21 protein-coding genes and 2 tRNA genes are annotated in these 25,560 nt (G+C 61.3%); 7 read left to right on the top strand and 16 right to left on the bottom strand.

The window, feature by feature from the left end:
* Positions 1-154 precede the first annotated feature (154 nt).
* From PSH76_RS02725 to PSH76_RS02710, 4 genes are all read left to right on the top strand, one after another.
* Positions 155-241, top strand: a tRNA-Leu gene (locus PSH76_RS02725).
* 154 nt (positions 242-395) lie between these two features.
* A tRNA-Leu gene (locus tag PSH76_RS02720) sits at positions 396-482 on the top strand.
* A gap of 144 nt (positions 483-626) precedes the next feature.
* Complete coding sequence (locus PSH76_RS02715) at positions 627-1,652, top strand: extracellular solute-binding protein (protein WP_003188071.1); 1,026 nt, start codon at positions 627-629, stop codon at positions 1,650-1,652.
* Entirely contained in the window at positions 1,652-3,205 is a 1,554-nt protein-coding gene (locus PSH76_RS02710; protein ID WP_305493558.1) for an iron ABC transporter permease, read from the top strand. The genes PSH76_RS02715 and PSH76_RS02710 overlap by 1 nt, the downstream gene beginning before the upstream one ends.
* Positions 3,206-3,313: 108 nt before the next feature.
* Here PSH76_RS02710 and PSH76_RS02705 read toward each other — a convergent pair whose 3' ends face one another.
* The 12 genes from PSH76_RS02705 to PSH76_RS02650 form a co-directional block, all read right to left on the bottom strand.
* Positions 3,314-5,248, bottom strand: a complete 1,935-nt coding sequence (locus tag PSH76_RS02705) for a methyl-accepting chemotaxis protein (RefSeq protein WP_032893836.1) — start codon at positions 5,246-5,248, stop codon at positions 3,314-3,316.
* A 139-nt stretch (positions 5,249-5,387) separates the two neighbouring features.
* Complete coding sequence (locus PSH76_RS02700) at positions 5,388-6,677, bottom strand: adenylosuccinate synthase (protein WP_003188067.1); 1,290 nt, start codon at positions 6,675-6,677, stop codon at positions 5,388-5,390.
* Between the two features lie 54 nt (positions 6,678-6,731).
* Positions 6,732-7,919, bottom strand: a complete 1,188-nt coding sequence (locus PSH76_RS02695; protein WP_003188066.1) for an ATP phosphoribosyltransferase regulatory subunit — start codon at positions 7,917-7,919, stop codon at positions 6,732-6,734.
* 293 nt (positions 7,920-8,212) lie between these two features.
* Positions 8,213-9,079, bottom strand: coding sequence for a protease modulator HflC (gene hflC, locus PSH76_RS02690; RefSeq protein ID WP_003188064.1), 867 nt, complete (start codon positions 9,077-9,079; stop codon positions 8,213-8,215).
* Entirely contained in the window at positions 9,079-10,254 is a 1,176-nt protein-coding gene (gene hflK / locus PSH76_RS02685; RefSeq protein WP_032893838.1) for an FtsH protease activity modulator HflK, read from the bottom strand. Before hflK ends, hflC begins: the two co-directional genes overlap by 1 nt.
* Before the next feature lie 96 nt (positions 10,255-10,350).
* Positions 10,351-11,652 (bottom strand): ribosome rescue GTPase HflX, encoded by a 1,302-nt coding sequence (gene hflX / locus PSH76_RS02680; RefSeq protein ID WP_003188061.1) that lies wholly within the window; start codon positions 11,650-11,652, stop codon positions 10,351-10,353.
* A 12-nt stretch (positions 11,653-11,664) separates the two neighbouring features.
* Positions 11,665-11,925, bottom strand: a complete 261-nt coding sequence (hfq, locus tag PSH76_RS02675; protein WP_003188059.1) for an RNA chaperone Hfq — start codon at positions 11,923-11,925, stop codon at positions 11,665-11,667.
* Between the two features lie 93 nt (positions 11,926-12,018).
* Complete coding sequence (gene miaA / locus PSH76_RS02670; RefSeq protein WP_138763124.1) at positions 12,019-12,990, bottom strand: tRNA (adenosine(37)-N6)-dimethylallyltransferase MiaA; 972 nt, start codon at positions 12,988-12,990, stop codon at positions 12,019-12,021.
* Positions 12,990-14,906 carry a DNA mismatch repair endonuclease MutL gene (mutL, locus tag PSH76_RS02665; RefSeq protein ID WP_032893843.1) on the bottom strand — a complete coding sequence of 639 codons (1,917 nt, stop codon included), beginning with the start codon at positions 14,904-14,906 and terminating at the stop codon, positions 12,990-12,992. Before mutL ends, miaA begins: the two co-directional genes overlap by 1 nt.
* Positions 14,906-16,327: an N-acetylmuramoyl-L-alanine amidase gene (locus PSH76_RS02660; protein WP_003188054.1), complete on the bottom strand. Its 1,422-nt coding sequence runs from the start codon at positions 16,325-16,327 to the stop codon at positions 14,906-14,908. The genes mutL and PSH76_RS02660 overlap by 1 nt, the downstream gene beginning before the upstream one ends.
* A gap of 15 nt (positions 16,328-16,342) precedes the next feature.
* The gene (tsaE, locus tag PSH76_RS02655) at positions 16,343-16,813 is read right to left on the bottom strand and encodes a tRNA (adenosine(37)-N6)-threonylcarbamoyltransferase complex ATPase subunit type 1 TsaE (protein ID WP_032893846.1); all 471 of its coding nucleotides are present in this window, start codon (positions 16,811-16,813) and stop codon (positions 16,343-16,345) included.
* A complete protein-coding gene (locus PSH76_RS02650; RefSeq protein WP_305493557.1) occupies positions 16,801-17,661 on the bottom strand; it encodes an NAD(P)H-hydrate dehydratase in 861 nt (286 codons plus the stop codon). Before PSH76_RS02650 ends, tsaE begins: the two co-directional genes overlap by 13 nt.
* A 63-nt stretch (positions 17,662-17,724) precedes the next feature.
* On the opposite strand from PSH76_RS02650, the gene queG reads away from it, so the two are divergent.
* On the top strand, positions 17,725-18,789 hold the full coding sequence (gene queG / locus PSH76_RS02645; RefSeq protein ID WP_305493556.1) for a tRNA epoxyqueuosine(34) reductase QueG: 1,065 nt from the start codon (positions 17,725-17,727) through the stop codon (positions 18,787-18,789).
* Here queG and PSH76_RS02640 read toward each other — a convergent pair.
* Positions 18,786-19,403 carry a trimeric intracellular cation channel family protein gene (locus tag PSH76_RS02640; RefSeq protein ID WP_169913170.1) on the bottom strand — a complete coding sequence of 206 codons (618 nt, stop codon included), beginning with the start codon at positions 19,401-19,403 and terminating at the stop codon, positions 18,786-18,788. The two genes, queG and PSH76_RS02640, sit on opposite strands and share 4 nt — an antisense overlap.
* A gap of 182 nt (positions 19,404-19,585) precedes the next feature.
* Positions 19,586-20,128 carry an oligoribonuclease gene (gene orn, locus PSH76_RS02635; protein WP_032893852.1) on the bottom strand — a complete coding sequence of 181 codons (543 nt, stop codon included), beginning with the start codon at positions 20,126-20,128 and terminating at the stop codon, positions 19,586-19,588.
* A 108-nt stretch (positions 20,129-20,236) separates the two neighbouring features.
* Here orn and rsgA point away from each other — a divergent pair, with 108 nt between their 5' ends.
* A complete protein-coding gene (gene rsgA, locus PSH76_RS02630) occupies positions 20,237-21,268 on the top strand; it encodes a small ribosomal subunit biogenesis GTPase RsgA (protein WP_003188044.1) in 1,032 nt (343 codons plus the stop codon).
* Positions 21,269-21,944: 676 nt separating this feature from the next.
* Here rsgA and motB read toward each other — a convergent pair.
* Both motB and motA read right to left on the bottom strand, forming a co-directional pair.
* Positions 21,945-22,964, bottom strand: coding sequence for a flagellar motor protein MotB (motB, locus tag PSH76_RS02625; RefSeq protein WP_098949730.1), 1,020 nt, complete (start codon positions 22,962-22,964; stop codon positions 21,945-21,947).
* Positions 22,965-22,967: 3 nt separating this feature from the next.
* Positions 22,968-23,819, bottom strand: a complete 852-nt coding sequence (gene motA, locus PSH76_RS02620) for a flagellar motor stator protein MotA (RefSeq protein WP_003188041.1) — start codon at positions 23,817-23,819, stop codon at positions 22,968-22,970.
* A 166-nt stretch (positions 23,820-23,985) separates the two neighbouring features.
* On the opposite strand from motA, the gene PSH76_RS02615 reads away from it, so the two are divergent.
* A complete protein-coding gene (locus PSH76_RS02615) occupies positions 23,986-25,521 on the top strand; it encodes an HDOD domain-containing protein (protein ID WP_305493555.1) in 1,536 nt (511 codons plus the stop codon).
* The last annotated feature ends 39 nt before the right edge of the window (positions 25,522-25,560 follow it).

Raw genomic sequence — 25,560 nt, 5'->3', positions numbered from 1 at the left:
ATCAACAAGCGTTTAAAAGCTCTTTGCGACCCCCGGCGCGCACCTTGCACGACCACTGGCGAAATTTTCCAGGCTTTTTTCATGGCAGGGGTTTACAGCTCAAATATCGCTCCGTATAGTGCGCGCCATCGACGACGGCAACGTTGTTGATGCTGCCCAGGTGGTGAAATTGGTAGACACGCCAGCTTCAGGTGCTGGTGATCGCAAGGTCGTGGAAGTTCGAGTCTTCTCCTGGGCACCAAATTCAGATCAAACCCGCGAAAGCGGGTTTTTTCGTTTCAGGCCTTTGATTTTTAACGGAAAAATTGATTTATATTTTTCGAATCAGGGGTTTACAGATCAAAAGCCCCGCCGTATAGTTCGCCCCATCAACAGCGGCAACGTTGTTAGATAATGCCCAGGTGGTGAAATTGGTAGACACGCCAGCTTCAGGTGCTGGTGATCGCAAGGTCGTGGAAGTTCGAGTCTTCTCCTGGGCACCAAATTCAGATCAAACCCGCGAAAGCGGGTTTTTTCGTTTCCGGGGTTTGAAAACTTCACCGGTGATTTCCCCCTCATCCGCACTTGAGAAGATTTATCGTTTATCCTTGCAATGATTTGTTGCATATAAGCGAGGAACACTTCGGATGATGATCCGTGACAACCGACTCAAGACATCCCTTCTGCGCGGCCTGACCCTCACCCTACTCAGCCTGACCCTGCTCTCGCCCGCCGCCCATTCTGCCGACAAGGTCTCCCTGACCTTATACAACGGCCAACACAAAGAAGTCGGCGATGAACTCGCCAAGGCCTTCGAAGCCAAGACCGGCATCCACGTCAACGTGCGCAAAGGCAGCAGCAACCAGCTGGCCAGCCAGGTCGTCGAAGAAGGTGAGCGCTCCCCTGCCGACGTCATCTACACCGAAGAATCACCGCCCCTGAACAAACTCGGCGAGCAAGGCCTGTTGGCAAAAATCGATGCCAGCACCCTGGATGTGCTGCCCAAGGATTACGTGGGCAAAAACGGCGATTGGATGGGCGTGACCGCACGCACCCGCGTCGTGGCCTTCAACCCGAAACTGATTGCCGAAAAAGACCTGCCCAAATCGGTGCTGGATTTCGCCGGCCCCGAGTGGCAAGGCAAGGTCGGCTTCGTACCCACCAGCGGCGCGTTCCAGGAACAAGCCGTGGCGATCATCAAGCTGCACGGTCGCGAAGCCGCCGAAGAGTGGCTGACCGGCCTGCGCGCCTTCGGCAAGGTGTACAGCAACAACATGGTCGCCCTCAAGGCCGTGGAAAACGGCGAAGTGGCCACCGTGCTGGTGAACAACTACTACTGGTTTGCCCTGAAAAAGGAAAAAACCAATCTGGACTCCCAGTTGCATTACTTCACCGATGGCGATGCCGGCGGCCTGATCACCGTGTCCTCCGCTGCCGCACTCAAATCCAGCAAACACCCCAAAGAAGCTCAGCAATTGCTGGCATTCATGGCCAGCGAAGAAGGCCAGCGCGTGATCACCAACACCTCGGCCGAGTACCCGCTGCGCAAGGGCATGGAATCGAACCGTGGCCTCAAGCCGTTTAGCGAGTTGCAGCCGCCGAAAGTCACCCCCGCAGACCTGGGCAACGCCGAAGAAGCCCTGGAACTGGAACGTGACGTTGGCCTGAACTGATGAACCCATCGCTTTCCGTCGCGGGGTTCACCCCCCGTCGCAAACGTCCGTCGATCTGGCTGCTGCTGCCCGTGCTGTTGCTGGTTGGCCTGAGCCTGTTGCCACTCGCCTATGTCGGGCTCAAAGCCTGGCAGGCGGGCTGGACGGAGGCGGTGCATCTACTGTGGCGGCCTTATGTGTTCGGGCTGCTGCGCAACACCCTGGCGCTGATGGTCGGCGTGACGCTGGCCTGCGGCGTGATCGGCCTGTCCCTGGCCTGGCTGCTGGAACGCAGCAACCTGCCAGGTCGGCGCCTCTGGGGCGTGATTCTTTGTCTGCCGTTTGCGGTGCCGGCGTTTGTCAGCAGTTTTACCTGGGTGTCGTTGAGCGCCCAGTTCGAGGGGCTCGGCGGCGCGATCCTGGTGATGAGCCTGTCCAAATACCCGCTGGTGTTTCTACCGGTGGCGGCAACGCTGCGCAATCTTGACCCTTCCCTGGAAGAGTCGGCCCGCACGCTGGGGCTCAACCGCTGGGGTGTGTTCTTTCGCATCACCTTGCCGCTGCTGTGGCCATCGCTGCTGGCTGGCTCACTATTGATCGCACTGCACATGCTGGTGGAATTCGGCGCGCTGTCGATCATCGGCTTGCAGACCTTCACCACTGCGATCTATCAGCAGTTCGAACTGGAATTCAGCAATGCCAATGCGGCGATGCTCTCGGCAGTGCTGCTGCTGATGTGCCTGACGCTGCTGTGGCTGGAGCTGCGCGTACGCGGCAAAGGCCGGCACGTGCGCATCGGCCAGGGCGCGGCACGACACGCCGAGCAGGTTCGGCTGGGCAAGTGGGCGCCATTGGGCCAGGTGTATTGCCTGGCGCTGGCGATCATTGGCAGCGGCATTCCGCTGGGGATGCTCGGGTATTGGTTGGCAGTCGGTTCGTCGGCAGCGTTTCCGATGGCCGAGATCGGTGAGGCACTGCTGTCATCCCTGGCGCTCTCGCTGGGCGGCGCCGCACTGTGCCTGGTACTGGCCGTGCCGGTGGGGTTGCTGGTGGTGCGCTACAAAGGCCAACTGGCGATCTGGGCCGAACGTTTGCCGTACCTACTGCATGCCCTGCCCGGCCTAGTGATTGCGTTGACCCTGGTGTATTTCGCCCTGCATTACGTGCCGGCGCTGTACCAAACCTCGGCGTTGTTGCTGATTGCTTATGCGCTGCTGTTTTTGCCGTTGGCACAGGCGCCGATTCGTACAGCGCTGAACAAGGCGGCTCCACAACTGGAAGAGGCTGCGCGCACATTAGGCGCATCGTCGTTCAGTGCGTTTTGCAGAGTCACCCTGCCGATCATATTCCCGGCATTGGGTGCGGCGTTTGCGTTGGTGTTCCTGGATGCGATGAAGGAACTGACGGCCACGCTGCTGCTGAGCCCGACCGGGTTGAATACCTTGGCGACGGCCGTCTGGGCGCATACCTCGAATGTGGAATTTGCAGCGGCGGCGCCGTATGCAGCGTTGTTGATTCTGGTGTCGGGGTTGCCGGTGTATCTGCTTACGACGCGGATGTATTTGAGCCGCTGAAACAGCTATCGCAGGCAAGCCAGCTCCCACAGTTGACCGCACTCCAACTTTGGAATGCAGTTGAATGTGGGAGCTGGCTTGCCTGCGATGAGGCCAGTCCAGGCAACCTCAAGCCCTGAACTGCCCCAAACTCGCCTTCAACTGCGCCGCCAACCCATCCAGCACCTTGCCACTGGCCGTCGTCTCCACCACCGCCTGCGCCGCACGCTCGGCCTGGGCATGGATCACCTCCACGCGCCCACGCACCGCATGCGCGCCCTGAGCCTGATGCTCAGCCGCACGCGTCGCCAGGCCGATGGCAGCATGCACCTGCTCCACCGAAGCCTGTACCGTCTGCTGCAAGCGCACGCTGTCGCGCAGCACCAGCAGCCCCTCATTGGCCTGACGCCCGGCCTTGCCGATGGTTTCCACGGCCTCACGCGCGCCCTGCTGCAACGCGACGATATGCGCCTGGATATCGCCCGTAGAGCTTTGAGTCTTGCTGGCCAGCGCCCGCACTTCATCGGCCACCACCGCAAAGCCGCGCCCAGTCTCACCAGCCCGTGCCGCCTCGATAGCCGCGTTGAGGGCGAGCAGGTTGGTTTGCTCGGCGATACCGTGGATCACGGTCAACACCACTTCAATCTGTTCGCTTTGCTGCGCCAGCCGTTCGATCACCTGGGAGCCGGCCTGCACCTGCCCCGCCAACGCCTCGATCAAGCTGCCGACTTCGGCCGAGGTCCGTGAGTTTTCATCCGTGGCCTGGCGAATATCCACCACCTGCTGCAAGGCCGCCTGCATGGCGTGGCTTTCGGCCTGGGCCTCGTCGGCCATTTGCGACAAGGCGCGCAAACTCTCGGCCACTTCATCACGCTGCAAGCCCGCCGCCGCATCGGCGCCGGCATTGCGCAACGTCATGGCGCCGATTTCCACGCCGGTACGCTGGGCCACGTCGCCAGCCTCGCGCACGATGGGCTGCAACTTATCCACAAAGCGATTGACCGCCGAGGCCATGTCGCCGATTTCGTCCTTGCTGTTGATCTGCACGCGCTTGGTGAGGTCGCCCTCGCCGGCCGCCAGGTCATCCATCGCGGCAATCAGCAGCTTCAGGCGATTGACCACGCGCCGGCCCAGCACAATAGCGATCAGCAGCAATACGCCAAGCCCCACCAGTGCCAGGCCCATGCCGATGCGCCAGCGCAGAGTGCCCGCCGCGTCTTGCACGGCGCTGGCGGTGTTGGCCGTCATTTGCGTGGCAGTGGCTTGCGCCGATTGCAGCCGGGCGCCCATGGCGCTGGCGCTGTCAGCTGCGGCGCCCTTGAGGCTGTCGCCCACCAGTTGGTCACCGCTGGCGATCAGCGCGGCAAAGCGCTTATCCAAGGCTTGCAGGTCGGCCTCAACCGCTGCGGTCGACACACCCATGCGCACTTTGCCGATTTCCACACCGTTGGGGCTGATAGAGGCTTCGACGTAATACACGGACGGGTCTGTCTTGGCCGCGTCCAGCACCTTATCCAAGGCACGCTCCCCCGCGCCCTTTGCCAGCAGGGCCTGGTTGATCGGGTTTTCGCGGTTCAGGTATCGGGTCAGGTGCTCGCCTGCGGCGTCGTCGTACACCACGAACAGCACATTGGGGTTGCGCTGGGCCCGGCGGGCAAACTCTGAAAGGGTCGGCACGTCACTGTCCCACATGGCACGGGGCGCGACCGAGGCCAGCAGTTGCGCCATGTCATTGGCGGAGTCCTGCAGGTCTTTTTCCAGGGTCGCACGCAATTGCTTTTGCTCTTCCTGCAAGCGCGTGGAAAGCCCTGCTGTCAGTCGCTGGCGCGTGCTGGCGGACAGGCTGTCCAGGCTGGACGTAACTTCCTTGCCAGCCTGGGCCAGTTCGCCAGACAACTTCTGGCTATCAATGCCCAAGCGATTGCCCAAATCGGCCTCCAGCGCCGTCACCGTGCTCCGCGTCAGCGCGACGGCCACCAGCACTTGCACCAAAAGAGCGATACCAAGGGTAACGAACACCGGCCGCAACAGACGGCTTTGTAACAACGAGAGAACGGCAGACACTGGAAATCCCTCCACCACGGGTGCCACTAATTTGATAGCACCTCGAAAGAGGGAAACACAGCAAGGGTCGTGCCGCTTGCCGGGCAGAAACGACAAAGGGCTCCCGAAGGAGCCCTTTGCCTGTTACATCAACAGCTTATTACGCGAACGGGTGACGCAGAACGATGGTCTCGTTGCGGTCCGGGCCCGTCGAAATAATGTCGATCGGTGCGCCAATCAGCGCTTCGACGCGTTTGATGTAAGCACGAGCGTTGGCTGGCAGCTCTTCCAGGGTCTTGGCGCCCACGGTCGATTCAGTCCAGCCCGGCACTTCTTCGTACACAGGCTGCAGGCCCACGTAGCTGTCAGCGTCGGTCGGGGCAACGTCGTTACCTTCAGCATCTTTGTAGCCGGTGCAGATGTTGATGGTTTCCAGGCCGTCGAGTACGTCCAGCTTGGTCAGGCAGATGCCCGAGATGCTGTTCACATCGATAGCGCGACGCAGGATAACAGCATCGAACCAGCCGCAACGACGAGCACGGCCAGTGGTGGCGCCGAATTCGTGACCTTGCTTGGCCAGGTGCGCGCCGACGTCGTCGAACAGTTCAGTCGGGAACGGGCCCGAACCTACGCGAGTGGTATAGGCCTTGGTGATACCCAGGATGTAGTCCAGGAACATCGGGCCAACGCCAGAACCGGTCGCAACGCCGCCAGCGGTGGTGTTGGAGCTGGTCACGTACGGGTAGGTACCGTGGTCGATGTCCAGCAACGAACCCTGGGCGCCTTCGAACATGATGTCTTTGCCAGCGCGACGCAGGTCGTGCAGCTCGGCCGTCACGTCCAGCATCAGCGGCTTGAGCAGTTCAGCGTATTCCTTGCACTCGGCCAGGGTCTTTTCAAACTCGATGGCCGGCTCTTTGTAGTAACCCACCAGCATGAAGTTGTGGTAATCCACCAGTTCACGCAGCTTGTCTTCAAAGCGCGGCATGTTGAGCAGGTCGCCCACACGCAGGCCACGACGTGCAACCTTGTCTTCGTAGGCCGGGCCGATGCCGCGACCGGTGGTGCCGATCTTCAGCTCGCCACGCGCCTTTTCACGGGCCTGGTCCAGCGCAACGTGGAAGGACAGGATCAGCGGGCAGGACGGGCTGATACGCAGGCGCTCGCGCACCGGTACGCCTTTCTCTTCCAGCTTGGTGATCTCGCGCAGCAGGGCGTCAGGTGCGACCACCACGCCGTTGCCGATCAGGCACTGCACGCCTTCGCGCAGGACACCCGACGGGATCAGGTGCAAGACGGTTTTTTCGCCATCGATGACCAGGGTGTGGCCAGCGTTGTGGCCACCTTGGTAGCGCACTACGGCGGCAGCATGTTCGGTCAGCAGATCAACGATCTTGCCTTTGCCCTCATCACCCCATTGGGTGCCCAGGACTACGACATTCTTACCCATAACACTTGTCCTCATTCGCGCAAACTTGGTGCCGGCGATGGCCGGCAGGAAAACTCAAGAAGCCAGTGGCGATACTTGCCAAAGCCCGTTCTGCTGAATCAATTGCCGGTCGCAGTCCGCTTCACGGGCGGCGGCCAATGGCTGCCCAGGCAAGGCCTGGACTACACGCTGACCCTCACGGCGTAACTGGCAAACCTGCTGCCAGAGCGCTGCGTCCGTACTGTCGGGCATCCAGATGCCACCAGACGGCAGCTCGACCTCAGCACGCCCCAGGGTCACCAGGGTTTTCAAATCGGTGGAAAAACCAGTGGCCGGACGCGCACGACCGAAGTCGGCGCCGATATCGTCATAGCGACCACCTTGGGCGATGGCCTGGCCAACACCCGGAACGAACACCGCGAACACCACACCGGTGTGGTAGTGGTAGCCACGCAATTCACCCAGATCAAAATACAGCGGCAGCTCCGGGAACCGCGCCGACAAGCGCTCGGCAATCGCCAGCACGTCATCCAGTGCCGCCAATACCGGTGCCGGCGCATTGGCCAGGCGCTCACGCGCAGCCACCAGCACTTCACGACCGCCGCACAGGTCTACCAGCGCCCGCAGCATGCCAGCCAGCTCAGCAGGCACACCCTCGGTGAGGGCGATCACTTCATCGATCGCCTTGCGCTGCAGGGCATCGAACAACTGTTGCTCCACTTCACCGGACAACCCGGCGGCGCGCGCCAGGCCACGGTAGATACCGACGTGGCCCAGGTCCATGTGCACATCCGGCACATCTGCCAGTTGCAGCATGGCCAGCATCAGGCTGATCACTTCAACATCGCTGCTCGGGCTGGCATCGCCGTACAACTCGGCGCCCAACTGGATCGGGCTACGGGAAGACGACAAAGCGCGTGGCTGGGCATGCAGTACGCTGCCGGCATAGCACAGGCGGCTCGGGCCTTCGCGACGCAGGGTGTGCGCATCGATGCGCGCCACTTGCGGCGTGATGTCGGCACGGAACCCCATTTGCCGGCCCGATTGCGGGTCGATGACCTTGAAGGTGCGCAGATCCAGGTCCTGGCCCGCGCCGGTCAGCAGGGATTCCAGGTACTCGATATGGGGAGTCACGACAAACTCGTAACCCCAGCTCTGGAACAGATCCAACACCTGGCGACGCGCTACTTCAATGCGCGCAGCTTCTGGTGGCAGTACTTCTTCGATGCCATCTGGCAGCAGCCAGCGGTCTACCGTTGCCATTACGCCATTCCCCTTTGATCCGGGCGGCCAGCCCTCGGCCGAGCCTTGAGTGAAGCAGAAAATACCCGCCCCTTGCATAAACCACGCGCAAGAGCGACGTGACGAACGGCCTGCAAACGGCCTCGTCGGGCACTTTCCTCGAAAAACCTGTCACGCCTGCCGAATCAAACATGCAGACGCAAAAAAGCCGGGAATTTCCCGGCTGCCGCATCATACACCCGTTTTCTGAAAGGATCACCCCGCCAGGCATTTTAGCCGCCCGACGGAGTGCGCCTTACAGAATCACGGGCTGGTTACTTGGACTTTTCCAGGTAGCGGAAGAAGTCGCTGCTTGGGTCCAGCACCAGTACGTCGGTTTTGTTCGCGAAGCTTTCACGGTAGGCGCGCAGGCTACGGTAGAACGCGTAGAACTCCTGGTCCTGGCCGTAGGCCTTGGCGTAGATCGCCGCGGCTTGAGCATCGCCATCACCACGCGCCTCTTCAGACTCACGGTAGGCTTCTGCCAGCAGTACACGACGCTGACGGTCGGCATCGGCACGGATACCTTCAGCCAACTCGTTACCCTTGGCGCGGTGCTCACGCGCTTCACGCTCACGCTCGGTGCTCATACGCTCGAACACGCTGCGGTTCACTTCTTTGGGCAGGTCAATGGCCTTGACGCGAACGTCGACCACTTCAATACCCAGCTCTTTTTCCGCCATGGTGTTCAGCGAGCGAGTGATGTCCGCCATCAGCGCATCACGTTCACCGGATACCACCTCGTGCAGGGTGCGCTTACCAAACTGGTCACGCAGGCCCGATTCCAGACGACGGGACAAACGCTCGTCGGCAATCTGCTTGAGGCCGGAAGTCGCGGTGTAGAAGCGCTCGGCATCCTTGACGCGCCACTTGGCGTAGGCGTCAACCATCACGGCTTTCTTTTCCAGGGTCAGGAAGCGCTGTGTCGGTGCATCCAGGGTCATCAGGCGGGCGTCGAACTTGCGCACCTGGTTGACGTAGGGGACTTTCACATGCAGGCCCGGCTGGACATCCGCCTGGACCACGCGACCGAATTGCAGCAGCACCGCACGCTCGGTCTGAGCGACGATGTAGAAGCAGTTCCAGGCAGCGATGACCACGACGACGCCCACAATCAGGGCGGTCAGCGATTTATTGCTCATCAACGGCTCTCCCTGGTACGTGTTTGCTGTTGCAGCAAGTCAGCGGCCGCACGGGCGCTCGCTTCGTTGGCAGCGGCATTCGAACCGGTGGACGGTGCGCCAGTGCCGCTACGACCACCTTCGATCATCTTGTCCAGCGGCAGGTACAGCAGGTTGTTCTGCCCACCTTTGCTGCCGGTCACGAGAACCTTGCTGGTGTTGCTGAAGACTTCCTGCATGGTGTCCAGGTACAGACGCTCGCGGGTCACTTCAGGTGCCTTGCGGTACTCGGCGACCAGCTTGGTGAAACGATCTGCCTCACCCTTGGCGCGGGAGACCACTTCATCGCGGTAACCGTTGGCATCTTCAAGGATGCGCTGGGCCTGACCACGGGCTTCCGGCACAACGCCGTTGGCATAGGTTTCAGCCTGGTTGCGCGAACGCTGCTCGTCTTCACGTGCACGGATCACGTCGTCAAAGGCTTCCTGCACTTCACGCGGTGCCGCTGCGCTCTGTACGTTCACCTGGGTAACGGTGATACCGGTACGGTAAGTGTCGAGGAAGCGTTGCAGACGCTCCTTGATTTCGCTGGCCATCAACTCACGACCTTCGGTGAGCACCTGGTCCATGGCGGTGGAACCCACCACGTGGCGCAGGGCACTTTCGGTTGCGTGTTGCAGGCTGATTTCCGGCTGATCAACGTTCAGCACGAAGTCTTGCAGGTTGCTGATCTTGTACTGCACGGTCAGCGGCACTTCGACGATGTTCTCGTCTTCGGTCAGCATCTGGCCCTGCTTGGTGTACGCACGCTCACGCGTCACGTTCTCCATGTACTTCTTGTCGATCGGCGGGAAATAGATATTCAGGCCCGGGCCGACAGTCTCGTAGTACTTGCCGAAGCGCAGCACCACGGCTTGCTCCTGCTCGTCCACCACGTACACGGCGCTGTAGAGCCATACGGCCGCCAGCACGACAAGACCCAGGCCCAGCAAGCCATAGCCACCGCCCTTGCTTGTGCGACCGCCGTCGTCACCACCACGTTTTTTCCCACCACCGAACAACCCATTCAGGCTTTCCTGCAGCTTTCGGAAGGCCTCGTCGAGATCCGGTGGCCCCTTGCGGTCGCCATTATTGCGGCGCTTACCACCCCAAGGATCCTGATTATTCGAGTTGCCACCCGGCTCATTCCAAGCCATAGCGCTCTCCATCTGATAAAGCAAAGACGCACCCACGGCGCGCCGACCAATGCTACAGAATGCCTGCTACTGCGGCACAACCGCTTTCTCAGGCTTTTATTGCAAAGTGTGTTGTTCGATGAACTCTGCCGGTACAACACCCTCTCGGCTAACCAGCCGATTGAGTTCCGAGCGTGGCAATCGAACAGCCAGCAAGCTGACACCTTCTTCGTCGTGTTCTTCTTTCTGTACCGCGCCCAGCTCGAAAAACTGTGCACGCAGTCGAGCAAAACGCTGCGGCAAGCGCAAGGTGCCGACGAACAAATCGCTGCCGAGCAATTCGGCAATGGCTTGTTCCAGCAGCTCCAGGCCGCTGCCATCTCGCGCCGACAGCCAGACCCGCTGGGGCTTGCCGTTCTCGTCGCGCTGGATCTGTGGCTCAACGCCCTCAAGCAAATCGAGTTTGTTATAGACCTCGAGGATCGGCAAGTCCTGGGCACCAATCTCGCCCAGCACCACCATCACCTGTTCAATCTGCAGCATGCGATCCGGTTCGGCCGCATCGATCACGTGCAAGAGCAGGTCGGAATTGCTCGACTCTTCGAGCGTAGACCGAAATGCCTCGACCAGCTTGTGGGGCAGGTGACGAATGAAACCCACGGTATCGGCCAGCACAATCGGCCCCAGGTCGTCGATGTCCAGACGGCGCAGGGTCGGGTCGAGGGTGGCGAACAGTTGGTCGGCCGCGTACACGTCCGACTTGGTCACGTTATTGAACAATGTGGATTTGCCGGCGTTGGTGTAGCCCACCAACGACACCGTCGGGATATCCGCACGGGAACGGCCACGTCGCGACTGTTCACGCTGGCTGCGTACTTTTTCCAGGCGGCCCTTGATCTGGCGCAGGCGAACCCGCAGCAGACGCCGGTCGGTTTCCAACTGGGTTTCACCCGGGCCACGCATGCCGATACCGCCACCCTGGCGCTCAAGGTGAGTCCAGCCGCGAACCAGGCGCGTGCTCATGTGGTCAAGCTGGGCCAGTTCAACCTGGAGCTTGCCTTCATGGGTGCGGGCGCGTTGGGCGAAAATATCGAGAATCAGACCGGTACGGTCGATCACGCGACACTCGAAAACACGTTCGAGGTTACGTTCCTGACTGGGCGTGAGGGTGTGATTGAAGATCACCAGATCGGCTTCTTCGGCATGAACCAGGTCGCGCAGTTCCTCGACCTTGCCGCTGCCAATCAGGTATTTGGCGGTTGGCCGATGACGCGGTACGTTAAAAAACGCAACGGTCTCGGCGCCGGCCGAATTTGCCAACTCCTGAAACTCCTGCGGATCTTCGCGCGCCTCAGGGTCCTGTCCATCCAAGTGAACGAGGATTACTCGCTCACCACCACCGTGGCGCTCAAAGAACAAAGGAGACTCCTATCAGGCGTTACCTGGCTCAGCGTCACCCTGTTCATCACCTGCTGCGCTAGGCAGACGGATTGGACGAACTGGAACGACTGTCGAGATAGCGTGCTTGTAAACCATCTGGCTGACGGTGTTTTTCAGCAGGATAACGAATTGGTCGAACGACTCGATCGTACCTTGCAGTTTGATGCCGTTGACCAGATAGATGGAAACCCCAACTTTCTCTTTACGTAAAGTATTCAAGTAAGGGTCTTGTAGCGAATGCCCTTTTGACATGTGCCGCACTCCTTTAAGGATCAATAATAAAAATCGGAAAATAGATAGCTTATGGCCGTCACACCCCCAAGGATAGACGGCAATTGCAAGGACTCAGCTCAATATGGAGACCGTTCCCAAGTATTTCAAGGCGCGTGACAGATTGTCGCTGTCCAGGCTGTCCAACCAGTGCAACTCGCTCCAGCTGCGCAGCCAGGTGAACTGGCGCTTCGCCAATTGGCGCGTGGCAATGATGCCGCGCTCCTGCATTTCGGCTGACGTCAGCTTGCCATCCAGATGATCCCAGACTTGGCGGTAGCCTACAGCACGTATCGAAGGCAGCCCTGCATGCAGATCACCTCTTGAACGCAATGCTACGACCTCGTCCACAAACCCCTGTTCCAACATTAGTGTGAATCTTTGTGCAATTCGTTCATGCAACACCTGGCGGTTTGCCGGAGCGATGGCCAGATTCGCCACAGTATAGGGCAATTGTGACTGTCCAGATGCGCCTGCGTCAGCACTTTGCGCACTTTGTTTCAGCCGATGTTCAGTCATGGTCTGGCCGCTGACACGCCAGACTTCCAGCGCGCGGGTGAGCCGCTGGGGGTCATTGGGGTGAATACGTGCCGCAGACACCGGGTCTACCGCCGCCAACTGGTCGTGCAGGGCTTGCCAGCCAAGGCGCGCAGCCTCTTCCTCCAGCGCTGCACGCACCTGGGCATCGGCAGGCGGCATATCGGCCAGGCCTTCCTGTAGCGCCTTGTAATAAAGCATGGTGCCGCCCACCAGCAGCGGGATATTGCCCCGTGCGGTGATCTCGGCCATGGCCGCCAGGGCGTCGGTGCGAAAATCCGCCGCCGAATAGCTCTGCGCCGGGTCGATAATGTCGATCAACTGGTGCGGATATTGGGCCAATAGCGCTTTCGACGGTTTGGCGGTGCCGATATCCATGTCCCGGTAAACCAGGGCAGAGTCGACGCTGATCAGCTCGCAGGGCAGCACCTTGGTCAGCTCGATGGCCAGGTCGGTCTTGCCGGCGGCCGTAGGGCCCATCAGGAAGATGGCGGGGGGCAAGGCGCTCATCAGCGGCCGCGCAAGAACAGTTTGTCCAGATCGTCCAGGCCCATCTGGGTCCAGGTCGGTCGGCCATGGTTGCATTGACCGCTGCGCTCGGTGTTTTCCATGTCGCGCAGCAGGCCGTTCATTTCCGGCAGGGCCAGGCGGCGGTTGGCGCGGATGGCGCCGTGGCAGGCCATGGTGCCAAGCAATTCGTTGATATGCGCCTGGATACGGTCACTGGTGCCGTACTCCATCAGGTCTGCCAGCACGTCGGCCACCAGGCGGTTGGCCTCGGCCTGCTTGAGCAGCGCGGGAATCTGGCGGATCGCCAGGGTTTCCGGGCCCAGGCGTTGCAGTTCGAAGCCCAGCTTCTGGAACACACTGTGATGTTCTTCTGCGCAGTCGGCTTCACGCTGGCTCACCGCCAGGGATTCAGGCACCAGCAGCGGCTGGCCGCTGAGGCCTTCGCTGGCCATGGCGATCTTCAGGCGCTCGTACATGATCCGCTCATGGGCGGCGTGCATGTCCACCAGCACCAGGCCATGGGCGTTTTCGGCGAGGATATAAATGCCTTTGAGCTGCGCCAGGGCATAGCCCAGCGGCGGAATATCACCGCCGCCTTCGGGCAACGCCACAGCAGCACCCGGCTCGGCACCCGGCAGCGGCGCGAAAAACTCACGGTACGCCGCCTGGGCCTCGGCCACCGGCACCGTCGATTGCGGACGCGGGGTGTATTGATACTGATAACCCGCACCGGCACCCGAGTTTGGCGCGGTGTAGGCTGGCTGCGCCTGTGGCGATTGCAGCAGGTTGGCCGCCAGGCTCATCTCACCCTGGGGGCCGAACTCGCCGGCTTCCGGACCGCTCGGGCGTACCACCGCTGTGACAATCGGCGCGGACAGTTGATCATCCGGACGCACGTCGCCCAGGGCGCGGTGCAGTGTGCCATAGAGGAAGTCATGCACCATGCGCCCGTCACGGAAGCGCACTTCGTGCTTGGTCGGGTGCACATTGACGTCGACCACCGAAGGGTCAACCTCAAAGAACAGCACAAAGGTGGGGTGGCGCCCATTGAACAGCACATCGCGATAAGCCTGGCGTACCGCATGGGCCACCAGTTTGTCGCGTACCGCCCGGCCGTTCACAAAGAAATACTGCAAGTCGGCCTGGCTGCGGGAGAACGTCGGCAACCCGACCCAGCCCCACAACCTCAAGCCATTGCGCTCGATCTCAATCGGCAGCGCCTGTTCCAGGAACCCGCTGCCACACACCGCCGCCACCCGCCGAGCACGCGCGGCGTCGTCGTTGGCTTCGTGCAGGCTGAGGATGGTCTTGCCATTGTGGCGCAGGTGAAAGGCCACATCGAAACGCGCCAAGGCCAGGCGCTTGATGACTTCTTGCAGGTGATCGAATTCGGTTTTCTCGGCCTTGAGGAACTTGCGCCGCGCCGGGGTATTGAAGAACAGGTCGCGCACTTCCACCGAGGTGCCCACCGGATGCGCCGCCGGCTGGACCCGAGGCGCCATGTCGCGGCCTTCGGTTTCCACTTGCCAGGCTTGCTCGGCGCTGCGGGTGCGGGAGGTCAGGGTCAGGCGAGCCACGGAGCTGATGGAGGCCAGGGCCTCACCACGAAAGCCCAGGCTCATGACCCGCTCCAGGTCTTCCAGGTCGCGGATCTTGCTGGTGGCGTGACGCGCCAGGGCCAAGGGCAGGTCATCCGAAGAGATGCCGCTGCCATCATCACGTACCCGCAGCAGTTTGACGCCGCCCTGCTCCACGTCGACATCGATGCGTTTGGCACCCGAGTCGATGCTGTTTTCCAGCAACTCCTTGATCACCGACGCCGGGCGCTCAACCACCTCACCCGCAGCGATCTGGTTGGCAAGGCGCGGGCTGAGCAATTCAATGCGCGAGCCGCTGTTCAAGGTGGATTCGCTCATCACTGCGCCGCCAATGAAGTGCCAGGGATGGTCAACACCTGGCCGATCTTCAACTCATCGGTCTTCAGGTTATTGGCGCTGCGCAACGCTGCAGGCGTGACCTGGAAACGTACCGCCAGCATGGCAACGGTATCACCGGGTTGCACACGATGGTCACGCGGGCCCTGGGCGATTTTGCCGGAGTCGCGCAGCCAGGCGATATAGGTGCCCGGCGGCGGGTTCTGCTGGAAGAACTGGCGCACACCGGCGCTGATGGAGCGCGCCAGCGCTTGCTGGTGGCTGGCGCTGGCCAGTTTCGACGCTTCGTTGGCGTTGGAGATAAACCCGGTTTCCACCAGGATCGACGGGATATCCGGCGACTTCAACACCATGAACCCGGCTTGTTCCACGCGCTGTTTGTGCAGCGAGGTCACACGGCCGATATTGCTCAGGACTTTCTGGCCCACGTTGAGGCTGGAGGTCAGCGAGGCGGTCATCGACAGGTCGAGCAGTACGCCTGCGAGCATCTTGTCCTTGTCATCAAGGGACACGTTGCCGGCGCCACCGATCAAGTCGGAACGGTTTTCACTGTCGGCCAGCCAGCGCGCGGTCTCGGAGGTAGCGCCGCGATCCGACAAGGCAAATACCGAGGCGCCAAACGCAGCGGTTGAAGGCGCGGCGTCGGCGTGAATGGACACGAACAGGTCCGCGCCCTTCTTACGGGCAATTTCGGTACGGCCACGCAACGGAATGAAGTAGTCACCGGTGCGAGTCAGTTCGGCGCGGTAGCCTTTCATACCGTTGACCTGGCGCTGCAGTTCACGGGCAATGGCGAGCACCACGTCTTTCTCATGCTGGCCGCGGGAGCCGGAAGCCCCTGGGTCTTCGCCACCGTGGCCGGCGTCGATCACCACGATGATGTCGCGCTTGCCTGCCGGGGCGGGCGGTGGCGGTGGCAGCTTGACCTGGGGCTGCGAAGGGTTGACCGGCACCGCAGGCACCGTCGCCACGCTCGGCGTTGGCGCAGGCGGCGGTGCGGCGTCGGCGGGGTTGTCGAACAGGTCGACCACCAGGCGGTTGCCGTACTGGGCGTTGGGGGCCAGGGAGAAGCTTTTGGGGGTCACGGCCTTTTTCAGGTCGATGACCACACGCAGGTCGGTCGGCGTACGTTGGGCCGAGCGCATGGCGGTAATGGGCGTGTTGGCGGTGGAGACTTTCAGCGGCGCGGCCAGGCTGGCACCGTTGATGTCGATCACCAGGCGATCAGGCGCCGTCAAGGTAAAGACGCTGTGCTGGACCGGGCCAGACAGGTCGAACACCAGTCGCGTGTTATCCGGCGCTCGCCACAGGCGAACACTTTTCACCTGTGAAGCAGCCAGAGCATTGACAGTCATTGCCGCAAGCAACACCCCCACGACAGCAACCAACGCGCGAAAGCGCATACCTAACCCCACCAATTATTTGAATTCCAATGCCAGAGCAGCACACCACGACTCAGCGCGTGGGCTCTGGGGCAACAACTTCAGCTGACGTCCGTGCTCATGCGGCGTAATGGTAATGGTCAGGTCCGGCTTTGGCAAAAAGCCTGTGCCTTTATTTGGCCACTCGATCAGACATAACGCATCCTCGTCGAAGTAATCACGGATGCCCATGAACTCCAGCTCTTCCGGATCGACCAGGCGATAGAGGTCGAAGTGGAAGGCGCGCACATCCCCGATCTCGTAGGGCTCGACCAACGTGAAGGTCGGGCTTTTTACCGCGCCGGTATGGCCCAGGCCGCGAATAATCCCCCGGGACAGTGTGGTTTTGCCTGCGCCCAGGTCGCCTTCTAGAAAGATCAACCCGGCCCCTTGCGTGACCTGCGAAATACGCTGACCCAGCGCGACCATGGCCTCTTCATCTGCCAGGAAAAGAATTACTTCAGGCACGGCGACTGCTCCTCCAGCAATTGACGAATGGCGGGGATCAGGTCGCTGGCAGCCAAGCCGCGACCAAAACTACCCTGGCGGTCTCCGGCGGTCGCGTGCAACCACACGGCCAGGCAGCTCGCTTCGTACGCGGGCATACCCTGAGCCAATAGTGCCCCGACCAGGCCGGCCAAGACATCACCGAGCCCCGCCGCCGCCATTGCCGGGTGGCCTTGATCACAACGGGCAAGCCGTCCATCCGGGCTGGCAATCAAACTGCCAGCACCCTTGAGGATAGCCACTGCATTGAATTTCTGACTCAACGCGCGCGCCACCTTAAGGCGATCTGCCTGAACCTCGGCTGTCGATAGCCCCAACAAACGCGCAGCTTCGCCCGGATGAGGGGTAATCACACAGTTGGCCGGCAGCTCGACGCTGCCAGTGGCCAGTTGATTGAGCGCGTCGGCATCCCACACCTGCGGCACGCTGGCATTGGCCGCGACCGACAGCAGACTCTTGCCCCAGGCGTCATCGCCCAGGCCTGGGCCAATGACGATCACCGAGATTTTTTCCAGCAGGCCCATCAACTGGTTAGCCGAGCTCACGCCGACGGCCATGACCTCCGGCAGCCGAGCCAGAGCGGCCGGCACGTGTTCCGGCCGCGTCGCCAGCGAGACCATGCCGGCGCCGCTGCGCAAGGCACTTTCGCTGCTCAGCAACGCTGCGCCGCCAAAGCCACGGTCACCACCGATGACCAACAGGTGGCCGAACTGGCCCTTATGGGCGTCCGGGGAACGCGCAGCCAGTTGCGGCAAATGGCCGGGCAACAACAGCTGAACGTCGGTAATTGGGTGTTTTGTCTGAGGCATGCGTCTTCAAGCTCCGATGTCTGGCAGAATTATACGCATCTAACCTGTGGTTTCCCGTGTCTCATGCCTGCTATTACCTCCGATCTGCCCGCCCTCGCCCAATCGATCAAAGACTGGGGTCGCGAGCTGGGCTTTCAACAAGTGGGCATCAGCGGCCTCGACCTGGCTGAGCATGAACAGCACCTGCAACGCTGGCTCGACGCGGGTTACCACGGCGAGATGGAGTACATGGGCGCCCACGGCAGCAAACGCTCCCACCCCGAAGAGCTGGTGCCCGGCACCCTGCGCGTGGTTTCACTGCGCATGGACTACCTGCCCGGCGACACCCAGATGGCGCAATTGCTGGCCCAACCAGAAAAAGCCTACATCTCGCGCTACGCCCTGGGCCGCGATTACCACAAGCTGATCCGCAAGCGCGTGCAGCAACTGGCCGACCGCATCCAGGCGCAGATCGGGCCGTTCGGCTTTCGCGCCTTCGTCGACAGCGCGCCCGTCCTGGAAAAAGCCATTGCCGAGCAAGCGGGCCTGGGCTGGATCGGTAAAAACACCCTGGTTCTCAACCGCAAGGCCGGCAGTTATTTCTTCCTGAGCGAACTGTTTGTCGATTTACCGTTGCCGGTGGACCCACCCCACACCACCGAACACTGCGGCCGCTGCACGGCGTGCCTGGACATCTGCCCCACCAACGCCTTCGTCGGCCCTTACGTGCTGGACGCGCGACGCTGCATTTCGTACCTGACCATCGAACTCAAGAGTGCCATCCCCGAAGATCTGCGCCCACTGATTGGTAACCGGGTATTTGGCTGCGATGACTGTCAGATCGTTTGCCCGTGGAATCGTTTCGCTCGACCTACCGCCGAAAGCGATTTCAAGCCACGGCACAATCTGGATAACGCAGAACTGGCCGAATTGTTTATGTGGGACGAGGATAAATTCCTCAGCAGCACCGAGGGCTCGCCCCTGCGCCGCGCCGGTTACGAGCGCTGGTTACGCAACCTGGCGGTGGGCCTGGGCAATGCGCCGTCCAGCATTCCGGTGCTGGAAGCCTTGAAGGCGCGACGGGACTACCCGTCGGAGTTGGTGCGCGAACACGTGGAATGGGCGCTGGAGCAACACGCCGTGCGCTAGTGCACGTCGTCGTTGTAGACGAACTTGGGCATTTCCCAGTGAAACCGGATCGCCAGCAGGCGTAACAGGAAGCCACTGAACAGCGTCAGCAGAATCGCTTGCTCGCTGGGCAGCTCCAGGTACAGGCACAGCAGGTAGAACCACGCTGCCAGGAAAGACACGCTGGCATACAACTCGCGGCGGAAGATCAGCGGGATGTCGTTACAGAAGATATCCCGCAGGATGCCGCCGAATACCCCGGTGATGACCCCGCTGACCGACGCCACCAACATGCCGTGGCCCATTTCCAGGGCGGTCATGCAGCCGATCAGGGTGAAGGCCACCAGCCCCACCGCATCCAGCGCCAGGAACAGCGAGCGCAGGTGGCGCATCAAGGGTGCGATAAAGATCGTCACCAACGCCGCAACGGAGGTCAGCACCAGGTATTCGGGGTGTTTGACCCAGGTCAGCGGGTAGTGGCCGAGCAACACATCACGCACCGAACCGCCACCCAAGGCCGTCACGCAAGCGATCAGCACCACGCCAAACCAGTCCATGCCACGCCGACCTGCAGACAGGGCGCCAGTCATGGCTTCGGCGGTGATGGCGACGAGGTAGAGCATCAGCAACATGATGGCGATCCTGACAGAGAGGCCGGCAGTCTAATCATTTGCCGAGGGCACCAAAAGGGGGCACTTAGCGATAAACCGCGTCGCCTGCATCGCAGGCAAGCCAGCTCCCACACTTTGGATTTGCGAATGCAGTCAAATGTGGGAGCTGGCTTGCCTGCGATGGCGCCTCCAATGCCGCCGCAGAATCAAGCCTTGATGAAATGCTTGCGGTAATGCTGCAACTCGGCAATCGACTCGCGAATATCATCCAGCGCCAGGTGCGTGCTGCCTTTATGGAAGCTGTCTTTGACTTCCGGCGCCCAGCGCGCAGCCAGTTCTTTCAAGGTCGACACGTCGAGGTTGCGGTAGTGGAAGTAGCTTTCCAGCCCCTTCATGTGCGTAAAAAGGAAGCGACGGTCCTGGCAGATGCTGTTGCCGCAGATCGGCGACTTGCCCTTGGGCACCCATTTTTCCAGGAAGGCGATGGTTTCGGCCTCGGCTTCGGCCATGCTGATGCGGCTGTCGCGCACGCGCTGGGTCAGCCCGGAGTTACCGTGGGTGCGGGTGTTCCACTCGTCCATGGTGGCGAGTACGGCGTCGCTGTGGTGGATGGCGATCACCGGGCCTTCGGCCAAGGTGTTGAGGTTGCTGTCGGTGACAATGGTCGCCATCTCGATGATGACGTCGGTGTCGGGGTTCAGACCGGTCATTTCCAGATCGATCCAAATCAGGTTCTGTGGGTTTTGCATGGCTTGATTCTCTTGGCACCTTGGCGTAGCCGGGCAGTTTAGCAGGCGGGGGCGTGCTAGACTCGCGACCGTTTTACCCAACTTTTGCATTATCGACACGGAACACCAATGGCCAAACGCCAGCTCAACCGTCGCCAAAACTGGCGCATCGAAAAGATTCAAGGTGAACGCGCCGCCCGCGCCGCCAAACGTGAATCCTCCGCCGTGGAAGCGCTCGAGGGCGGCGACCTGGGCCCCGAACAAACGGGCCTGGTGATCGCGCACTTTGGTGTGCAGGTCGAAGTCGAGGCGCTCGAAGGCGAACTCGCAGGCCAGGTGTTCCGTTGCCACTTGCGCGCCAACCTGCCTGCGCTGGTCACGGGCGACAAGGTGGTGTGGCGTGCCGGCAACCAGGGCATCGGCGTCATCGTCGCCCAGTTGCCGCGCAGCACCGAACTGCGCCGCCCCGACAGCCGTGGGCAGCTCAAGCCGGTGGCGGCCAACGTCGACATGATCGTGATCGTGTTCGCGCCGCTGCCCGAGCCCCATGCCAACCTGATCGACCGTTACCTGGTCGCGGCTGAGCATGCTGGTATCCGCCCGTTGCTGCTGCTGAACAAATTCGACCTGATCGACGAGCAGAACGCCCCGGCGCTCAATGCGTTGCTGGCGGTCTACCGCACCCTGGGCTACCCGGTGCTGGAAGTGTCGGCTCACCACGGCAACGGCATGGAACAGCTGCAACAGCAGTTGGACGGGCGGATCAGCGTGTTCGTCGGCCAGTCTGGCGTGGGCAAGTCGTCGCTGGTCAACAGCCTGTTGCCGGAAGTCGAAACCCGCGTGGGCCCGCTGTCGGAGCTGTCCGGCCAGGGCACCCACACCACCACCACCGCGCGGTTGTTCCACTTCCCGGGCGGCGGCGAGTTGATCGACTCGCCGGGTATTCGTGAATTCGGCTTGGGCCACGTCAGCCGCAGCGATGTGGAAGCGGGCTTCATCGAGTTCAACGACCTGATCGGCACCTGCCGCTTCCGTGACTGCAAACACGACCGCGAGCCGGGTTGTGCGTTGCTCAAGGCACTGGAAGATGGCCGCGTGCAGCAGCAGCGGATGAACAGCTATCGGTCGATTATTGCGAGCTTGCCTGAGAGCAGCTACTAAGCGGCCCCCACCTCTGTAGGAGCGAGCTTGCTCGCGAAGGCCTCAAGCGCAACGCGGGCATCCTTGATACACGCGTTATCGTTGACGTTTTTCGCGAGCAAGCTCGCTCCTACAATGCAGCATCGGTATCTATATAACTTTCTAGCTGCCTACTGTAACCACGATGCGGAGCGAGCCGCTCTTGATCTGCTTTTGATCTGCTTGTGATCTTGATCTCAGGCGCCCCGTTAAACCACGCTGGCCGAACGCAGGCTTGAATTCGTGGGTAACCCGGCAGGACGCCGGGTTAGCCGCCCCGCGCCATGGATGGCGCGTGGCGGCGGCCCACGGATTCAAGACTGTGTTCGGGCACACCGAGCCTAAGCGAGGTGCCGAGTGGTGGGGCAAGAGCGTTTTGCTTACTTTTGCGCTTTTCAAAAGTGAGCCGCTGTCAGAGCGGAACCCTAGGTGGCCGTTACCGCAGGAATGGATATGTACATCGGCAAATCGCAATCGCAGGCACGCCAGCTCCCACATTTGGATTGAGGGCGTCAGGTAGATAGGCGCCGGCTGTCAGGCCGTCACGGGAGCAAGCTCTCTCGCCACAGGCCCAGCGTCGCCCCAAAATTGTGTAGATATCTATGACAGCGCAGATACAACAAGGCCGCGATCATCGCGGCCTTGTTGTATCTGGAGCTTACGGCTTCGGTGCAGGCGCCGTAGGATCCTTGACGCCCCCATCATCAAACAGGTTCAGCTTCTGGCGCAGCTCATGGGCTGGCAGCGGTTCCTGCTCCGGCGGCAGCGCGTTCGGGTCGGCCGGCACTTCGCCTGGCGCACCCTCGCCCTGGGTCGGTGCCGGTGGCGGTGGTTGATCGCCCTCAATCGCACGCTGGGCTTTTTTGGTCAGCACCACGATGTCGATACGGCGGTTGACCGGGTTGAACGGGTCTTTGGGATCAAACAGCTGCGAGGAGGCAAAGCCCACCACGCGCGCCACTTGCGGGTCCGGGTAGCTGCCGGCTACCAGCGCACGCCGGGCGGCGTTGGCGCGGTTGGCCGAGAGTTCCCAGTTGCCGAAATCTCCCTGGCCCGCGTAGGGCTTGGCGTCGGTATGCCCGCTGATACTGATCTTGTTCGGCACCGCCTTGATGGTGTCAGCCATGGCCAGCAGAATGTCTTCAAAGTACGGCTTCAAGCGCGCACTGCCAGAGTCGAACATCGGCCGGTTGGCCGCATCGGTAATCTGGATGCGCAGCCCCTCGGGGGTGATCTCGAAGGAAATCTGGTCCTTGAACTTCAGCAACTGTGGGTTTTCTTCCACCTTGTTCTGCAATTCCTGCAGCAACAGTTCCAGGCGCTCCTGTTCGACCTGTTCGGCCATGGACTCGACAGTGTCGCGCTCAATCGGGATTTTTTCCTGGGGCGACTCCGTTTGCACTTCGGGGTTGATGGTGCGCTCGGGCGCCAGTTCCGGCGAGCCGCCCAGGTCAATCACAAACGGCGTGCCGCTTTCCGAAAAGCCAATCGGGTCTTTGAAGTAGCCGGCGATGGCTATCTTCTGTTCTGGCGTAGCGGTGGACATCAGCCACAGCACCAGGAAGAACGCCATCATCGCCGTGGCAAAGTCGGCGAAGGCGATTTTCCAGGCACCGCCATGGTGCCCCGCAGCGAAGCGCTTGACGCGCTTGATGATGATCGGCTGGTTGTTTTCCATGGCTTAGCGACCGCGAACCGCTTGTTCCAGCTCGGAGAAACTCGGGCGATGTTTGGGGTACAGCACCTTGCGCCCGAACTCCACGGCCAGCGACGGCGGCATGCCCGAGGCCGATGCCACCAGGCACGCCTTGATCGCTTCGTAGAGGTTGATCTCTTCCTTGGCATCATGGGCCAGGGAAGTGGCGAGCGGGCCGAAGAAACCGTAGGCGGCAAGAATACCGAAGAAGGTGCCCACCAGCGCCGCACCTACGTGCATGCCGATGGCCGCCTGATCGCCCTCGCCCAGGGACGCCATGGTCACCACGATGCCCAGTACCGCCGCGACAATACCGAAACCGGGCATGCCGTCGGCGATGCCGGTCACGGCGTGGGACGGATGCTCCAGCTCTTCCTTGAGGCTGAACAATTCCATGTCGAACAGGCCTTCCAGTTCGTGGGGTGCCATGTTGCCGGAGGACATGATGCGCAGGTAATCGCAGATATACGCCGTCATGCGCTCGTCTTTGAGCACGGCCGGGTACTTGGCAAAAATCGGGCTGGCTGCGGCGTCTTCGATATCACCTTCGATCGCCATCATGCCTTCACGGCGGCTCTTGTTGAGGATCTCGTAGATCAGCCCCAGCACTTCCAGATAAAACGTGTGGGAGAAGCGCGAGCTGAACATGCCCAGGGACTTCTTGACCACGTGCATGGTCATATAGCCTGGGTTGGCCTGCAAAAATGCGCCGAACGCTGCACCGCCGATAATCAGCACTTCGAAAGGCTGGATCAGTGCGGCGATTTTACCGTGGGAGAGGACGTACCCTCCGAGCACACTTGCGATGACGACAATGATGCCGATAATTTTAGCCATAGGAGAGGGGTACTTGCGCCGTCGGGTTCATGGACATAGGGGGTGTTGCACAAAACTCTTGTTCTACTTATCGGCAAAACTGCGCCAGACTATAGCCCGTTAAGGCGAAAAGCCAATTAGGCCCGTTCCGGGCGTGTTGAACGCAAGTGATGATCGCGCCCCAATCATGGCAATTGAACCGACAGTCCCAACGAACCGCCCCACTACCCTCGCCGCTTGGATCAAGTGCCTGGACGATGTGCTGCTGCCCGTGCCCCAGGCCAGTCATGAGCGCGTGTGCAAAGCCATTCGCGATAGCCGCAGTTCATTGCGAGATATTGCTGAGCTGATGCACAACAGCCCGGCCCTGGTGTTGAGCGTGATGCGCGAAGCCAACAGCCAAGCCCACGGCAGCCTGGCCGAACCTGCGGAAAACCTTGAAGTCGCGCTTAACCGCCTGGGCCTCAAACGTGCCGAGGAGTTGTTGGCGCGCCTGCCTTCGGTACCCGCCCGCGAAATCCCCGTGGCCTTGCGTCAGCTGCTGCTGATCAGCCAGCACGCATCCCAGCAAGCCAACGGTTTGTTCGGCAGTCGCCTGGCGCGGTTATGGCAGGACATCCACTGGGGCAGCCTGCTGTTTTTGTCGCCACTGTGGCCGATGGCCGTCGCCTACCCCAAGCTTTTGGAAGAATGGGAATTGCGGGTAATCCATAAAGGCCAATCGGCGCGCCAGGTCGAGCAACAGCTGTTCGGCGTGCGCCTGCTCGACCTGTGCCTGGGCCTGACCGAAGCCTGGCACCTGCCTATCTGGGTTTCACAGGGCTACAAGTTGCTGTTGGCCGAGCAACGCCTGCTGGTCAAGGCGCTGCACATTGCCCGTCAAGACGATGCCCTGCGTCACCAGCAATTGCTCGATGCCGAGCCCAACCTGCGACGCTGGCTGAACCAGCCGGCCAACACCGTGCTGCTGGCCAATGGCCTGGCGATGTCGGCCCAGGAATCCTGGACCTGCCCGCACACCGAGCGCTGGCAATACCTGACGGCGCTGTACCTGCAAACGCCATTGAGCGATGTGCAACAGCAAGCCCACCAGCAAGCGGTGACCAGCTCTCGCACCACCTTGATGCCCGACCTCTGGCACCCGGCGCTGTCACTGATCTGGCCGTGGCATGTGCAGAAAGTCCATCGCGGTTTGCTGCCTGCACCGCCTCCGACTGCCGAAGCCTTGGCGGTGTGGCGCACGCGTTGCACCGAATTGCTGGTAGAACCGAGCCGCTTTGCCAACGCCATGCACCTGACCACTTGCGCCAAGGAAGCCCTGGTGGCCAGTGGCATGCAGCGGGTACTGATATTCATGGCCGATCGCGCCTTGAGCACCTTGCGTGTGCACCAGGCCGACGGCCTGCCCAAGGACGCGGCTCACCTGAGCCTGGATGTGGTCAACAGCACGTTGCTGCAACGCCTGCTGGAAAAGTCCGCCCAGGTACGCCTGAACCCCGACAACCATGCGCAGTTTTCCGCCTTGCTGCCACCGATCCTGCGTCGTCTGTTTATTGGCGAGCACCTGCTGCTGCGCTCACTGAGCTGCAACGGCCGCGTGGTCATGCTGATCGTGGCGGACCAGGGCGGCGGGCCGTTCTCGGAAACCACCGTGCAAGCGTTCGGCAAAACCGCCCAATGCATCGAGAAAGCCCTGCACAGCTTTACCAACCGCAGCGCCTGATGCTTGCGCTACAATCACCGGCCTTTATCGCCAACATTT

This window comes from Pseudomonas sp. FP215, from assembly GCF_030687795.1.
Classification (GTDB): Bacteria; Pseudomonadota; Gammaproteobacteria; order Pseudomonadales; family Pseudomonadaceae; genus Aquipseudomonas; species Aquipseudomonas salmasensis.
This window is presented reverse-complemented; position numbering and strand designations above follow the sequence as displayed.